General features: G+C 70.8%; 16 protein-coding genes and 3 tRNA genes. 6 read left to right on the top strand and 13 right to left on the bottom strand.

Annotated elements, in window-relative coordinates:
- Positions 1-249: 249 nt before the first annotated feature.
- From E5083_RS00835 to E5083_RS00810, 6 genes are all read right to left on the bottom strand, one after another.
- Positions 250-1,113 carry an SCO4651 family lipoprotein gene (locus E5083_RS00835; RefSeq protein ID WP_135783681.1) on the bottom strand — a complete coding sequence of 288 codons (864 nt, stop codon included), beginning with the start codon at positions 1,111-1,113 and terminating at the stop codon, positions 250-252.
- A 167-nt stretch (positions 1,114-1,280) separates the two neighbouring features.
- A complete protein-coding gene (gene rplA, locus E5083_RS00830; RefSeq protein WP_031180875.1) occupies positions 1,281-2,006 on the bottom strand; it encodes a 50S ribosomal protein L1 in 726 nt (241 codons plus the stop codon).
- Between the two features lie 107 nt (positions 2,007-2,113).
- Positions 2,114-2,548, bottom strand: coding sequence for a 50S ribosomal protein L11 (gene rplK / locus E5083_RS00825; RefSeq protein ID WP_030811629.1), 435 nt, complete (start codon positions 2,546-2,548; stop codon positions 2,114-2,116).
- A gap of 167 nt (positions 2,549-2,715) precedes the next feature.
- Positions 2,716-3,576 (bottom strand): transcription termination/antitermination protein NusG, encoded by an 861-nt coding sequence (gene nusG, locus E5083_RS00820; RefSeq protein WP_135783680.1) that lies wholly within the window; start codon positions 3,574-3,576, stop codon positions 2,716-2,718.
- Between the two features lie 80 nt (positions 3,577-3,656).
- Positions 3,657-3,941 carry a preprotein translocase subunit SecE gene (gene secE / locus E5083_RS00815; RefSeq protein ID WP_030811625.1) on the bottom strand — a complete coding sequence of 95 codons (285 nt, stop codon included), beginning with the start codon at positions 3,939-3,941 and terminating at the stop codon, positions 3,657-3,659.
- Between the two features lie 111 nt (positions 3,942-4,052).
- A tRNA-Trp gene (locus E5083_RS00810) sits at positions 4,053-4,125 on the bottom strand.
- 259 nt (positions 4,126-4,384) lie between these two features.
- Here E5083_RS00810 and E5083_RS00805 point away from each other — a divergent pair.
- The 3 genes from E5083_RS00805 (at position 4,385) to E5083_RS00795 (ending at position 7,410) form a co-directional block, all read left to right on the top strand.
- On the top strand, positions 4,385-5,611 hold the full coding sequence (locus E5083_RS00805) for a pyridoxal phosphate-dependent aminotransferase (RefSeq protein WP_135783679.1): 1,227 nt from the start codon (positions 4,385-4,387) through the stop codon (positions 5,609-5,611).
- A 126-nt stretch (positions 5,612-5,737) separates the two neighbouring features.
- Positions 5,738-6,781 carry an adenosine deaminase gene (locus E5083_RS00800; protein WP_135783678.1) on the top strand — a complete coding sequence of 348 codons (1,044 nt, stop codon included), beginning with the start codon at positions 5,738-5,740 and terminating at the stop codon, positions 6,779-6,781.
- Positions 6,778-7,410 carry an NAD(P)-dependent oxidoreductase gene (locus E5083_RS00795; RefSeq protein WP_135783677.1) on the top strand — a complete coding sequence of 211 codons (633 nt, stop codon included), beginning with the start codon at positions 6,778-6,780 and terminating at the stop codon, positions 7,408-7,410. The genes E5083_RS00800 and E5083_RS00795 overlap by 4 nt, the downstream gene beginning before the upstream one ends.
- Before the next feature lie 5 nt (positions 7,411-7,415).
- Here the strand turns inward: E5083_RS00795 and E5083_RS00790 are convergent, their stop codons facing one another.
- The 6 genes from E5083_RS00790 to E5083_RS00765 form a co-directional block, all read right to left on the bottom strand.
- Positions 7,416-8,471: a UDP-N-acetylmuramate dehydrogenase gene (locus E5083_RS00790; protein ID WP_135783676.1), complete on the bottom strand. Its 1,056-nt coding sequence runs from the start codon at positions 8,469-8,471 to the stop codon at positions 7,416-7,418.
- Between the two features lie 78 nt (positions 8,472-8,549).
- The gene (locus tag E5083_RS00785; protein ID WP_135783675.1) at positions 8,550-8,978 is read right to left on the bottom strand and encodes a MaoC family dehydratase; all 429 of its coding nucleotides are present in this window, start codon (positions 8,976-8,978) and stop codon (positions 8,550-8,552) included.
- A 6-nt stretch (positions 8,979-8,984) separates the two neighbouring features.
- Positions 8,985-9,437, bottom strand: a complete 453-nt coding sequence (locus tag E5083_RS00780) for a MaoC family dehydratase N-terminal domain-containing protein (RefSeq protein ID WP_135783674.1) — start codon at positions 9,435-9,437, stop codon at positions 8,985-8,987.
- A gap of 100 nt (positions 9,438-9,537) precedes the next feature.
- Positions 9,538-9,702 (bottom strand): 50S ribosomal protein L33, encoded by a 165-nt coding sequence (rpmG, locus tag E5083_RS00775; RefSeq protein WP_003948671.1) that lies wholly within the window; start codon positions 9,700-9,702, stop codon positions 9,538-9,540.
- A 90-nt stretch (positions 9,703-9,792) separates the two neighbouring features.
- Positions 9,793-9,865: transfer RNA gene (locus E5083_RS00770), tRNA-Met, on the bottom strand.
- Positions 9,866-9,911: 46 nt separating this feature from the next.
- Positions 9,912-9,984, bottom strand: a tRNA-Thr gene (locus tag E5083_RS00765).
- Between the two features lie 231 nt (positions 9,985-10,215).
- Here E5083_RS00765 and E5083_RS00760 point away from each other — a divergent pair.
- Entirely contained in the window at positions 10,216-11,454 is a 1,239-nt protein-coding gene (locus E5083_RS00760) for an amidohydrolase family protein (RefSeq protein ID WP_135784376.1), read from the top strand.
- Between the two features lie 158 nt (positions 11,455-11,612).
- Positions 11,613-12,269: an SDR family oxidoreductase gene (locus E5083_RS00755; RefSeq protein WP_135783673.1), complete on the top strand. Its 657-nt coding sequence runs from the start codon at positions 11,613-11,615 to the stop codon at positions 12,267-12,269.
- Between the two features lie 17 nt (positions 12,270-12,286).
- On the opposite strand, the gene E5083_RS00750 is transcribed toward E5083_RS00755, so the two are convergent.
- Positions 12,287-12,499 carry a hypothetical protein gene (locus E5083_RS00750; RefSeq protein WP_130331399.1) on the bottom strand — a complete coding sequence of 71 codons (213 nt, stop codon included), beginning with the start codon at positions 12,497-12,499 and terminating at the stop codon, positions 12,287-12,289.
- Positions 12,500-12,870: 371 nt separating this feature from the next.
- Here E5083_RS00750 and E5083_RS00745 point away from each other — a divergent pair, with 371 nt between their 5' ends.
- Entirely contained in the window at positions 12,871-13,368 is a 498-nt protein-coding gene (locus tag E5083_RS00745; protein WP_425276689.1) for a lamin tail domain-containing protein, read from the top strand.
- Positions 13,369-13,393 lie beyond the last annotated feature (25 nt).

The following is a 13,393-nucleotide window of genomic DNA, read 5'->3' as shown; positions in this document are numbered from 1 at the left end:
GCGGACCCGAAGGAGGAGACTGGGAAAAACGAAACGCCCCGGCGCAGGCGCTTGGGGCGGACTCGACCGGGCGCTTACGCGTGAGCGCGTCTGCTCCGGGAGTTCTTCCACTGACACCTGCGCGGGTCGCCCACTTTGCAGTAGGTCCTTCGGCCACCACACCCTCAGGTGAGCGTGCGGCAACGACCAGCGGTCTTTGGCTTCTCGAGGAGAGTACGTGACTCGGGCACCGACGGGCAAATCCGGTGCTCAGCGGCCTGCGGCGCCGCCCTGCGAGCGGGCCAGCTCGGTGAAGTCACGGGTGTCGGAGGCCGGGGGCGCCTCGGCGGAGATACGGACGCCGTAGTCGCGGTAGTAGGCGGTGCTGACCAGGCTGCCCTGGGCGGTGTCCGCCCGCTCCACCTTCTTGACCAGCAGATTCCGGTGGTCGATCCACAGGTCGACGGTCTCCGTCGTCACCCCGGCCTGGTCGAGCTGTCGCTTCAGCCCGGCCAGCTCGCGCGCGCTGAGCCCGCTGTCCCGGCCCGCCAGGTCGGCGACCCGGACCCGGCCCCGGTAGTGCGCGGCCGTCACGCCCTGGACCCGCTCGGTGCCGACCCGGCGCACGTCCCCGGAGGCCAGCAGCATCTTCACCGACTGGTTGGGGGTGGTGTTGCGCATCTGGTCCTTCAGATACATCCCGAAGCCGTCCCCGCCGCGCGCCAGGTCGGCGTACCCGTACTTGATCCAGTGCCGGCCGCCGGCCCGCTTGGCGAAGGTGTCGCTCATGCGCGCGTAGTAGGCGTCCGGGAGATAGCGGGCCTTCAGGGACGGGGTGCCGGCCTTGCGCATCGCGGCCGCGAGGGCGCCGCCGGTGTAGCGGATGGTGAGGTGGCCGGTGACCCCGTCGTGCCAGCGCAGGGCGCCGTCGGAGGACAGGGAGAGGGCCGTGCCATAGCTGAGCGTGGAGCGCACCCGGACCGACTCGGCGCGGTCGGTGGAGCGCTCGGCGGAGCGCAGGGCGGTCAGTGAGCGGGCCTTGCCGTCGTCGTGGGCGTCGCCGCACGCGGCCGGGGTGGACAGCGCCAGCGCCATCGCCGCGAACCCCGCCCGGCGGACGTTCGTGCTCCTCATCCGGTCCCCCACCCCTGTACGCGCCTGTCCGCACCGTAACCCAGGGGTGCGCCCGGCCGGGAGGAGAGGCGGAAAAGCGGAAAAGGGGAGGACCCCGCACCCGGAAGGGGTGCGGGGTCCTCGACCTGCATCACGCGTCGCAGACGCGGCTACCGGTGAGCGAAGGCTCAGACGGCGGCCGGGTCCTCCTCGACGAGGAGGTTGCGGGTGCGGTTCTGGTCCACCAGGATGCCGGGGCCCATCGTGGTGCTGATGGCGGCCTTCTTGATGTAGCGGCCCTTGGCGGCGGACGGCTTCAGGCGGAGGATCTCCTCCAGCGCGGCGCCGTAGTTCTCCACCAGCTTGTCGTCGTCGAACGACGTCTTGCCGATGATGAAGTGCAGGTTCGAGTGCTTGTCGACGCGGAACTCGATCTTGCCGCCCTTGATCTCGGTCACGGCCTTGGCCACGTCCGGGGTCACGGTGCCGGTCTTCGGGTTCGGCATCAGACCACGCGGGCCGAGGACGCGGCCGAGGCGGCCGACCTTGCCCATGAGGTCCGGGGTGGCGACGACGGCGTCGAAGTCCAGCCGGCCCTTCGCCACCTCGTCGATCAGCTCGTCGGCACCGACGATGTCGGCGCCGGCGGCACGCGCGGCCTCGGCACGGTCACCGGTCGCGAAGACCAGGACCCGAGCGGTCTTACCAGTGCCGTGCGGGAGGTTCACGGTGCCACGGACCATCTGGTCGGCCTTGCGCGGGTCGACACCCAGGCGGAAGGCGACCTCGACGGTGCCGTCGAACTTGGTCGTGGAGGTCTCCTTGGCGAGACGGACGGCCTCGAGCGGGGCGTACAGCTTCTCCCGGTCGATCTTGGCGTCCGCAGCGCGGAGAGCCTTGCTGCGCTTGCTCACAACTTGCTCCTGTGTGTTCTGAAAAGGAGTCGTGGTGTACGGGCCGAGCAGGCCCTACCACGTGCGACCGCCCGTTCGGCAGCCGCAGGGAACTACGAAGGTGGGGCTCAGCCCTCGACCGTGATGCCCATGGAACGCGCGGTACCGGCGATGATCTTCGCCGCGGCGTCCAGGTCATTGGCGTTGAGGTCGGGCATCTTCGTGGTGGCGATCTCGCGGACCTGCGCGTCGGTGATCTTCGCGACCTTGGTCTTGTGCGGCTCGCCGGAGCCCTTCTCGACACCAGCGGCCTTGAGGATCATCTTCGCGGCCGGCGGAGTCTTGGTCACGAAGGTGAAGGAACGGTCCTCGTAGACCGTGATCTCCACCGGGATGACCCAGCCACGCTGCGACTCGGTCGCGGCGTTGTAGGCCTTGCAGAACTCCATGATGTTGACGCCGTGCTGACCGAGCGCGGGGCCGACCGGCGGAGCCGGGTTCGCCGCACCGGCGTTGATCTGGAGCTTGATGAGCCCCGTGACCTTCTTCTTCTTGGGAGGCATAGCTCTCCGGGTCCTTTCGATTCGGGTCCTGCCCGCGTAAGGGGACCAACCCGGACGCAGGCATACCGCACAACGATAGCGGGTATAGATGTGCGGCTAAAAACCGTGCAGGTCAGACGCGCTCTAAGAGCCCGTCTGACCTGCACGGAAGCGTGTGACCAGAAAAACTAGTTCTTCTGGATCTGGTCGAAGCTCAGCTCGACCGGGGTCTCGCGGCCGAAGATCTCGACAAGGCCCTTGACCTTCTTCGAGTCGGCGTTGATCTCGTTGATCGTGGCCTGGAGGGTGGCGAAGGGGCCGTCGGTGACGGTGACCGAGTCGCCGACCTCGAAGTCCAGCACCTGGACCTCGACCTTGCGCTGCGGGGCGGGCTTGCCCTCGGCCTCGGCGGCCTCGCGGGCGGCCTTCTCCTCGGCCTCCGGGGCGAGCATCTTGACGATCTCGTCCAGGGTCAGCGGGTACGGGTCGTAGGCGTTGCCCACGAAGCCGGTGACGCCGGGGGTGTTGCGGACGACGCCCCAGGACTCGTTCGTCAGGTCCATGCGGACCAGGACGTAGCCCGGCAGCTTGTTCTGCTTGATCGTCTTGCGGTCGCCGTTCTTGATCTGGACGACCTCTTCCTGCGGCACCTCGGCCTGGAAGATGTAGTCCTCGACGTTCAGCGAAACGGCGCGCTGCTCCAGGTTCGTCTTCACGCGGTTCTCGTAACCCGCGTAGGTGTGGATGACGTACCACTCGCCGGGCAGCGTGCGCAGCTCCTCGCGGAGCGCGGCGATGGGGTCGACCGGCTCGGCCGGCTCCTCCTCGACGACCTCGACGGCTTCCTCGGCCTCGACGACGTCGCCGGCCTCGTCCGTCTCGTCGGCGGCGTCGGTCTCGACGACGTCCTCGTCGGCCTCGGTGACCGCTTCGGCAGCCTCGAACTCGTCCTGCTCGTCCGCGCCCTCGACGGTGTCGAGCTCGGCGTCCACCGCCTCGGCGGTTTCACGGCGAGGCTCGGTGGCGTCGTTCAGGTTCGGGTCAGACACGATGGCTGCTTCTTCCTGGATACATAGGGGTGGAACATGCGAAAAAAGGCGCCGGTACCACGGCGCCCTTCGCTCTTGGCTCAGCCGAAGACGTACTTGGCCGCGTGGTTGAGGCCATAGTCAATCACGGTGACCAAGCCAATCATGATGACGACGAAGACGATCACGACGGTCGTGTACGACGTCAACTGATTGCGGGTCGGCCAGACGACCTTGCGGAGTTCCGCGATGATCTGGCGGTAAAAAGTGGCAAGACGCTTCAGCGGGCCCTTCTTGGCACGCTTGCCGCCCTTGCGGGGCTTCTTGGCATCCGACAGCTCGTCCTGGGCATCAGGCGTGTCGATGGAGCCCACGGCGTCCGTCATGCGTCCTCACCTGATCCCGGAATCGTGGCCGTGCCGCGCCCGGTGAATTCAGAGCCGCACGGCGGTGCATTGCTGTACGTACATGCGCACACATCCTGGCGGTGTGTGTAGCAGGGCCGGAGGGACTTGAACCCCCAACCGCCGGTTTTGGAGACCGGTGCTCTACCAATTGAGCTACGACCCTTTGGTGTCCCCCAACCTACCGCATCCGCCCGACCGCTCCGTCTGGAGCGCTCACGCGGTGGCTGCTGGAGGCCAACGAGGGATGAGTGTACGTGCTCCACGGCCCGGCGTCGAACAGAAAGTGCCCGGCCGGGCGCCCGGAGTGGAAGATCGTCCAGGCCGCAGCGCGTATTCGGACCCTTGTTCCGCCGGCCGCCCGCTGCTGTTCAGTCTGTGAAACCCGTGTGCCCACCGTGTTTCCGGTCTGGAACGATGGGCGTATGAGCGCTGCAACCCCTCCCACCGAGCGCCGGGTCTCCGCCCGAGTCGGCGCGATCTCCGAGTCCGCCACCCTCGCCGTGGACGCCAAGGCCAAGGCCCTCAAGGCCGCCGGGCGTCCGGTGATCGGCTTCGGCGCCGGTGAACCCGACTTCCCGACCCCGGACTACATCGTCGAGGCGGCCGTAGAGGCTTGCCGGAACCCGAAGTTCCACCGCTACACCCCGGCCGGCGGCCTGCCCGAGCTGAAGGCGGCCATCGCCGCCAAGACCCTGCGGGACTCGGGCTACGAGGTCGACGCCTCGCAGATCCTGGTGACCAACGGCGGCAAGCAGGCCATCTACGAGGCGTTCGCCGCGATCCTCGACCCGGGCGACGAGGTCATCGTCCCGGCCCCGTACTGGACCACGTACCCGGAGTCGATCCGGCTCGCGGGCGGTGTCCCGGTGGAGGTCGTGGCCGACGAGACCACCGGCTACCGCGTCACCGTCGAGCAGCTTGAGGCGGCCCGCACGGAGAAGACGAAGGTCGTCCTCTTCGTCTCGCCGTCCAACCCGACCGGCGCGGTCTACAGCGAGTCCGAGGCCGAGGCCATCGGCCGCTGGGCCGTCGAGCACGGCCTGTGGGTGCTGACCGACGAGATCTACGAGCACCTGGTCTACGGCGACGCCACCTTCACCTCGCTCCCCGCGATCCTGCCCGAGCTGCGGGACAAGTGCATCGTGGTCAACGGGGTCGCCAAGACGTACGCCATGACCGGCTGGCGGGTGGGCTGGGTCATCGGCCCCAAGGACGTGGTCAAGGCCGCGACCAACCTCCAGTCGCACGCCACCTCCAACGTCTCCAACGTGGCGCAGGCCGCCGCGCTGGCCGCCGTCTCCGGCGACCTGAAGGCCGTGGCGGAGATGCGCGAGGCGTTCGACCGGCGCCGCCGGACGATCGTGCGGATGCTGAACGAGATCGACGGCGTGCTGTGCCCGGAGCCCGAGGGCGCCTTCTACGTCTACCCGTCGGTGAAGGACCTCCTGGGCAAGGAGATCCGGGGCAAGCGGCCCCAGACCACGGTCGAGCTGGCCGCGCTGATCCTGGAGGAGGCCGAGGTCGCGGTGGTCCCCGGTGAGGCGTTCGGCACGCCGGGCTACCTGCGGCTGTCCTACGCGCTGGGTGACGAGGACCTGATCGAGGGCGTCAGCCGGATGCAGAAGCTGCTGGCGGAGGCCCGCGACTGAGATCGCCGGTGAAGCGGGGCCCAGACTGCTCTTGAGAGTGGGCTGGGCCCCGCTTCTGTGTGCGAGCAAGACCACGAAAGGGGAACCGGCTACCGGTGTGGCCTCCCGGTGCGGCAGGATCTCTGGATGGAGCGTGTACGTGATCTCTCGGAGCTTCCCAAGGCCCATCTGCATCTGCACTTCACCGGCTCGATGCGCCCCGGCACCGTCCTGGAGCTGGCCGACAAATACGGCGTACGGCTGCCCGAGACCCTGATCGAGGCCCTGACCAGCGGCGAACCGCCGAAACTCCGGGCCACCGACGAGCGCGGCTGGTTCCGCTTCCAGCGGCTGTACGACGCGGCGCGCAGTTGCGTGCGGGAGCCCGAGGACATCCAGCGGCTGGTCCGGGAGGCCGCCGAGGAGGACGTCCGGGACGGCTCGGGCTGGCTGGAGATCCAGGTCGACCCGACCTCGTACGCCCCCCGGCTGGGCGGGCTGATCCCGGCGCTGGAGATCATCCTGGACGCGGTGGACACCGCCTCGCGCGACACCGGGCTCGGGATGCGGGTGCTGGTGGCCGCGAACCGGATGAAGCACCCGCTGGACGCCCGCACCCTGGCCCGGCTGGCGGTGCGGTACGCGGACCGGGGCATCGTCGGCTTCGGCCTCTCCAACGACGAGCGGCGCGGCATGGCCCGCGACTTCGACCGGGCCTTCCACATCGCCCGCGAGGGCGGCCTGCTGTCGGCGCCGCACGGCGGTGAGCTGACCGGCCCGGCGTCGGTGCGGGACTGCCTGGACGACCTGCACGCCACCCGGATCGGGCACGGGGTGCGCGCGGCGGAGGACCCGCGCCTGCTGAAGCGGCTGGCTGACCGGGGCATCACCTGCGAGGTCTGCCCGGCCTCCAACGTGGCGCTCGGCGTCTACGAGAAGCCCGAGGACGTCCCCCTGCGCACTCTGTTCGAAAGCGGTGTCCCGCTGGCCCTCGGCGCCGACGACCCCCTCCTCTTCGGCTCCCGGCTGGCCGCCCAGTACGAGATCGCCCGCCACCACCACGCCTTCACCGATGCCGAACTCGCCGAACTGGCACGCCAGTCGGTGCGCGGCTCGGCGGCGCCCACGGAGACGAAGGAACGTCTGCTGGCCGGCGTCGACCAGTGGCTGACCGAGCCGGTGAGCGCATGAGGCTGACCGTGTTCGGCGCCACCGGCGGGGTCGGCGGCGAGATCGTCCGGCAGGCCCTGGACGCCGGGCACGAGGTGACGGCCGTCGTGCGGGACCCCGCCCGGCTCACCGTCACCGGCGAGCGGCTGCACGTGGTGCGGGCCGACCTGTCCGACCCGGAGGCGCTGCGCGGCGCCGTCGCGGGCCGGGACGCGGTCCTGTCGGGGCTGGGGGCGCGGTCCCGCAAGGCGGCGGGGGTGACGGCCCGGCTGACCCGCGCGGTGCTGGCCGCGATGGCGGCGGAGGACGTGCGCCGGCTGGTGATCGTCAGCGCCGCCCCGGTGGGCCCGGCCCCGGCGGACGACGGCCCGCTGGACCGCGCGCTGCGGTCCGTGGTGTCGGCCGTCCTCAAGGACGTCTACGCCGACCTGCGCGAGACGGAGGCGGAACTGGCCCGCAGCACCGCCGAGTGGACCTCGGTACGCCCACCGCGCCTGCTGGAGAGGCCCCTGACCGGCCGCTACCGCACGGTTGTGGGCGGCTTCCCGCGTGCCGGCCGGGCGATCGGCCGCGCGGACGTGGCACACGCGATGCTGGCGGCGATCGGCGATCCGGCGACGGTCCGGCAGGGCGTCGGGGTGGCGTACTAGACGTACTAGAGGCTGACGCCGACCGTCACCGGCTCGTTGACCAGCGTCACGCCGAAGACGTCCTGGACCCCGGCGACGACCTCGCGGGCCAGCGCGAGGAGGTCCTCGGTGGTGGCCTCGCCCCGGTTGGTGAGGGCCAGGGTGTGCTTGGTGGAGATGCGCGCGGGGCCGGTGCCGTACCCCTTGGTGAAGCCGGCCTTGTCGATCAGCCAGGCCGCGGAGGTCTTCGTGCGCCCCTCCCCCGCCGGGTAGGCGGGCGGTACGGCGTCCGGGCCGAGGTGTTCGCGCACCCGGTCCTGGAAGGCGGCGAAGCGCTCCTCGTCCAGGATCGGGTTGGTGAAGAAGGACCCGGCGGACCAGGTGTCGTGGTCCTCGGGGTCCAGGACCATGCCCTTGCCCGCGCGCAGCCGCAGCACGGTCTCGCGGGCGTCGGCCAGCGGCACCCGGTCGCCGGGCTCGACGCCGAGGACGCGCGCGGTCTCCGCGTACCGGACCGGCGCCGACAGGCCGGCCGCGTCCTGAAGCTCGAAGCGGACGCGGAGCACGACGTAGCGCTCGGGGTCGGCCTTGAAGCGGCTGTGGCGGTAGGAGAAGGCGCACTCCTCGCCGGTGAGCGTGACGGTCTCGCCCGCGCGGCGGTCGTAGGCGGTCACCTCGGTGATGGTGGAGGAGACCTCCTGGCCGTACGCGCCGACGTTCTGGATCGGGGTGGCGCCGGCCGAGCCGGGGATGCCGGCCAGGCACTCGATGCCGGCGAGCCCGGCCTCGACGGTGCGGGCGACGGCGTCGGTCCAGACCTCGCCGGCGGCCAGTTCCAGGGTGGTGTCGCGCAGTTCGACGCCTCGGGTGGCGATGCGCAGGGCGGTGCCGTCGAAGCCCTTGTCGCCGATGACCAGGTTGGAGCCGCCGCCGATGATCAGCAGCGGGGTCCCGCTGTCGTCGGCCTCGCGGACGGCGGCGATCACCTCGGCGTCGGTGGTGGCGGTGACCAGCCGGGTCGCGGGTCCGCCCAGCCGGAAGGTGGTCAGCGGGGCCAGGGGGGCGTCGTGGAGTACGTGCACGGAGGCAAGACTACGGGTCGGGGGAAACGGTAAGGGGCGCCCGCCATTGCGGACGCCCCTTACTTCTGCCGCCTTGGGTCAGGCCAGCCGTACGACCGCCCGGGACATGCCGAGCACCTTCAGGCCGGCGCAGGTCGCGGTGAGGTCGACGCGGACGGTGTTGTCGTCCAGCTTGGCCGCGACCTTGGCCGAGACCTCGATCAGCGCGCCCTTGTCGTCGTCGGGCACGACGACCGGCTTGGTGAAGCGGACGCCGTACTCCACGACGGCGGCCGGGTCACCGGTCCAGTCGGTGACGACGCGGATCGCCTCGGCCATGGTGAACATGCCGTGTGCGATGACGTCCGGCAGGCCCACCTCCTTGGCGAACCGCTCGTTGTAGTGGATGGGGTTGAAGTCCCCGGAGGCGCCCGCGTAGCGCACCAGGGTGGCGCGGGTCACGGGGAAGGTCTGCGCCGGGAGTTCGGTGCCGACCTCGACGTCGTCGTACGCGATCTTCGCGGTCATCGCTGCTCAGACCTCCTCGGCCGCGCGGGCCACCAGCTTGGTCCAGGCGGTCACCACGTGTGCGCCGGACGCGTCGTGCACCTCACCCCGGATGTCCAGGATGTCGTTGCCCGCCATGGACTTGATCGCCTCGATGGTGGAGGTGACGGTGAGCCGGTCACCGGCGCGCACCGGGCGGGTGTAGGCGAACTTCTGATCGCCGTGCACCACGCGGCTGTAGTCCAGCCCGAGCTGGGGGTCCTCGACGACCTGTCCGGCGGCGCGGAAGGTGATGGAGAACACGAAGGTCGGCGGGGCGATCACATCGGCGTGCCCGTACGCCTTGGCGGCTTCCGGGTCGCGGTACGCCGGGTTGGTGTCGCCGACGGCCTCGGCGAACTCGCGGATCTTCTCCCGGCCCACCTCGTAGGGCTCGGTGGGCGGGTAGGTACGCCCCACGAAGGACTGGTCGAGCGCCATGGGCCCGGTACCTCCTGGTCTAGCGGAGTGAGTGCAAGGGGAAAAACGACTTGAGGCCGCCCCCCATACTGCTGGGGGCGGCCTCAAGTACGAGCCTGATTTATCGCGTTTCGCGGTGCGCGGTGTGCGCATTGCAACGCGGGCAGTGCTTCTTCATCTCAAGACGGTCCGGGTTGTTACGCCGGTTCTTCTTGGTGATGTAGTTCCGCTCCTTGCACTCCACGCAGGCCAGCGTGATCTTCGGGCGGACGTCGGTGGCAGCCACGTGAGTGCTCCTAGGACGAACGGATGGGCTAGTTCAACGCATGTAAGAGTAGCCGATCGAAGGACCGACCCCGCAATCGGCTACTGTCAGTAGCGGTGACCGGACTTGAACCGGTGACACAGCGATTATGAGCCGCTTGCTCTACCGACTGAGCTACACCGCTTTGATGAGATCGGAACCCGTCTTGCGACGGGTACCTCTCACACCAGAGCCCCAAAACGGAATCGAACCGTTGACCTTCTCCTTACCATGGAGACGCTCTGCCGACTGAGCTATTGGGGCGAGCGAGGAAGACATTACACGGTCCGCCGCCGATCGCCCAAATCCGTATCCGGGCGCCCATCGCGGGCCGTCCCGCCCGCCCCTGAGGCCGCTCCGGCACCCCCGGAAGCCCCGTGCCACGCCGGTACGACTATTGCCCTCCTCCGCGGTCCGCGCGGCCGCCGACCCTACGCTCGGACACTCTGCGTGATCTTGCTCCGTGTCCCCCGCCTCCTGGAGTCCGAGCGCCCGATGCCCGACAGTCAGCAACAGCCGCAACCCGCCCCCGACCAGGGCGCCCTCGTGCTGTGCGGGGCGCGCCTCACCGACGGGCGGACGGTGGACGTACGGCTGGGCGGCGGCCGTATCGAGGCGGTCGGCACGGCGGGCACCCTGGCCCGCGGCCCGGCCCGCGCCGGCGCCCCCCGCGTGGATCTGCGCGGCTACCTGCTGCTCCCCGCCCCCGCCGAGCCGCACGCCCACGGCGACACCTGCCTCACCGCCGAACCCCCCGGCCCGCCCTCGGCCACCCCCGAGGAAATTGCACGCAGAGTGACCGAGGCGACCCTGCTCCAGCTCGGCCACGGCGCGACGGCGGTACGGGCGCAGGTGCGGATCGGCGACGTACAGGGGCTCGGCACGCTGGAGGCGGTGCTCCAGGCCCGCCGTTCGCTGCGCGGGCTCGCGGAGCTGACCACGGTGGCGATGCCGAGGCTGCTGACCGGGGTGGCCGGCGCGGACGGCCTGGCGATGCTGCGGGACGCGGTGAAGATGGGCGCCGACGTGGTGGGCGGCTGCCCCGACCTGGACCCCGACCCCATCGGCTATGTGGAGACGGTGCTGGAGGTGGCCGCCGAGCAGGGCTGCCCGGTCGATCTGCACACCGACGCGGCGGACTCGGCCCGGCTGTCCCGGCTCGCGGCGATGGCGGGGGGTCTGCGTCCCGGCGTGGCCCTCGGCCCGTGCGCGGCGCTGGCCCACCTGCCCGCCGAGACCGCGCACCGCGTCGCGGACCGGCTCGCGGCCGCCGGGATCGCGGTGGTCTGCCTCCCCCAGGGCGGCTGCGCCGGCACCGACCGCCGGGGCACCGCGCCGGTACGGCTGCTGCGCGCGGCCGGGGTGCGCGTCGCGGCGGGCAGCGGCGCCCTGCGGGACCTGGCCAACCCGGTGGGCCGGGGCGACCCCCTGGAGGCGGCGTACCTCCTGGCCTCCGTGCACGGGATGCGCCCGGCCGACGCCTACGACACGGTCAGCGCGTCGGCGCGGGCGGTGCTGGGGCTGCCGGAGGTGCGGGTGGAGGCGGGGTTCCCGGCGGAGCTGCTGGCGGTGCGCGGGGAGGAGCTGGCGGGGGCGCTGTCGCTGGCGTACAGCAGGATCGTCGTGCACCGGGGGCGGGTGGTGGCCCGGACCAGCGCGGTGCGGGAGTACTGCAACTCGGCGGCCGAGGCGGAGCTGGGGCTGCCCCGGCAGGGCCGCAAGAGGCTGTCGTAACAGCGTTTTATCTACGGGGAGTTGGCCCACTTGTGGCACGGGTGGGTGCCGTGTGCGCCCCCGGTTGCCGTCGTGCGCCGTGGTCCTGAGGGGGGACGTTCTCCGGGCGGGGCGGGCTCGTGGGGCGGATGGGTCGCGGCGGGCGTACGGTCGTAGTCATGCGCATTGTCATCGCCGGAGGTCATGGTCAGATCGCGCTGCGGCTGGAGCGGCTGCTCTCGGCGCGCGGGGACGAGGTCGCGGGCATCATCCGCAAGCCGGAACAGGCGGCGGAGCTGCGGGCGGCCGGTGCCGACCCGGTCCTGCTGGACCTGGAGTCCGCGTCGGTGGAGGAGGTCGCGGAGGCGCTCAGGGGCGCCGACGCCGCCGTGTTCGCGGCGGGCGCCGGTCCGGGCAGCGGTACCGAGCGCAAGGAGACGGTGGACAAGGGCGCGGCGGTGCTGTTCGCCGACGCGGCGGTGCGGGCCGGGGTGCGCCGGTTCGTGGTGGTGTCCTCGATGGGCGCGGACCCGGACAACACCGGTACCGAGGTCTTCGACGTGTACCAGCGGGCCAAGGGCGAGGCCGACGCGTACGTCACCGCGCAGGACGCCCTCGACTGGACGATTCTGCGCCCCGGTTCGCTGACGGACGAGCCGGGCACGGGCCTGGTGAAGCTGGCGGCACACACCGGGCGGGGACAGGTCGCGCGGGACGACGTGGCGGCGGTGCTGGCGGACCTGGTGGAGTCGTCGTCGACGGCGGGGCTGACGCTCGAGCTGATCGAGGGGTCGGTGCCGGTGGCGGTCGCGGTGAAGGCGGTCGCGGGGAACTGAGGGGGGCGCAGGTTGTCTCAGAACAGCGGGAGCTGGCCGGGGAAGTCGGGGACGACGTAGCCGTCCAGCGTGGGCTGGGCCGCGCCGATCTGAGCGTGCTGCCGGGAGCCCGCGCAGGACACCATCTCCTGGCTCTCCCGCGCGCCGGGCGGGTCGTGGCGCGCGAAGCGGCCGGCGACGACGGCGATCTCGCGGTGGCACACGGGACAGGTTCTGCGGCGCGACGACATGGGGGCCATGGGACCAGTGTGCCCCGCGGGTCTGACAGGGCTGTTACTCACTTTCGGGTGACGCCTCCGGGATGGCCGGGGTGGCGTGACCTGGCGAAGTGAGGACTCGGCCCAGTGATCACAAGGGTTCTGTCCCTTTCGGGGCGTCAACTTGGTGCATTCTTCCTATGAATGGACGTTACAGCCAAGAGTCACGGAAACATGGTCGATCGGTAACACGGTTCACGTTTCCACCACATCTCCTCCGCATCCGGCCAAAGTGGTGTCTGCGCGGCCAGCAGGTCGCCATCCGCACACCGCACGTTTTCCGCCCCGGTCGTCCCGTGGGCGGGTGCCCGCACCTAGCAGGAGATCCTGTGACTTCGTCTTCCGTGACCGCCCGTCGCCTGGCCGCCGCCGCTCTCGCTGCCGGGGCGCTGGTCGGAGCGGCGGCCCTGCCGGCCACCGCCGCGGACCGCTCTCAGCGCGAGAACGTCGAGATCAGCCGCGTGCAGTACGACTCCCCCGGCGTGGACAACGGCTCCAACCGCTCCCTCAACAACGAGTGGGTTGAGGTCACCAACAACTCCCGTCAGCGCGTGAACCTCGACGGCTGGAGGCTGTCGGAGAACCGGCGCGGGGTCACCTACACCTTCCGCCACTTCAGCCTCGGCGCCCACCAGACCGTCCGCGTCCACACCGGCGTCGGCCGCGACACCGCCCGCGACCTCTTCCAGGACCGCCGCACCTACGTCTGGGACAACCGCCGCGACACCGCCACCCTCCGCAACGACTCCCGCCGCGTGGTGGACACCGTGACGTGGGGCGAGCGCAACCACCGCGACGACGACAACCGCGGCCACGACGGCCGGGGTCAGCACCGCCGCTGATCCGGCGCCCTGACGGGCGGGCCCG

This window comes from Streptomyces bauhiniae (assembly GCF_004784475.1).
In the GTDB taxonomy this organism is placed as follows: Bacteria; Actinomycetota; Actinomycetes; order Streptomycetales; family Streptomycetaceae; genus Streptomyces; species Streptomyces seoulensis.
This window is presented reverse-complemented; position numbering and strand designations above follow the sequence as displayed.

Excerpts from the sequence above, each read along its gene's own strand:
- E5083_RS00835 (WP_135783681.1), bottom strand. The coding sequence starts at position 1,113 with ATGAGGAGCACGAACGTCCGCCGGGCGGGGTTCGCGGCGATGGCGCTG.
- E5083_RS00755 (WP_135783673.1), top strand. The coding sequence starts at position 11,613 with ATGCGCATTGTCATCGCCGGAGGTCATGGTCAGATCGCGCTGCGGCTG.
- E5083_RS00795 (WP_135783677.1), top strand. The coding sequence starts at position 6,778 with ATGAGGCTGACCGTGTTCGGCGCCACCGGCGGGGTCGGCGGCGAGATC.
- E5083_RS00785 (WP_135783675.1), bottom strand. The coding sequence starts at position 8,978 with ATGACCGCGAAGATCGCGTACGACGACGTCGAGGTCGGCACCGAACTC.
- E5083_RS00760 (WP_135784376.1), top strand. The coding sequence starts at position 10,216 with ATGCCCGACAGTCAGCAACAGCCGCAACCCGCCCCCGACCAGGGCGCC.
- E5083_RS00805 (WP_135783679.1), top strand. The coding sequence starts at position 4,385 with ATGAGCGCTGCAACCCCTCCCACCGAGCGCCGGGTCTCCGCCCGAGTC.
- E5083_RS00800 (WP_135783678.1), top strand. The coding sequence starts at position 5,738 with ATGGAGCGTGTACGTGATCTCTCGGAGCTTCCCAAGGCCCATCTGCAT.
- secE (WP_030811625.1), bottom strand. The coding sequence starts at position 3,941 with ATGACGGACGCCGTGGGCTCCATCGACACGCCTGATGCCCAGGACGAG.
- rplK (WP_030811629.1), bottom strand. The coding sequence starts at position 2,548 with ATGCCTCCCAAGAAGAAGAAGGTCACGGGGCTCATCAAGCTCCAGATC.
- E5083_RS00780 (WP_135783674.1), bottom strand. The coding sequence starts at position 9,437 with ATGGCGCTCGACCAGTCCTTCGTGGGGCGTACCTACCCGCCCACCGAG.
- E5083_RS00750 (WP_130331399.1), bottom strand. The coding sequence starts at position 12,499 with ATGTCGTCGCGCCGCAGAACCTGTCCCGTGTGCCACCGCGAGATCGCC.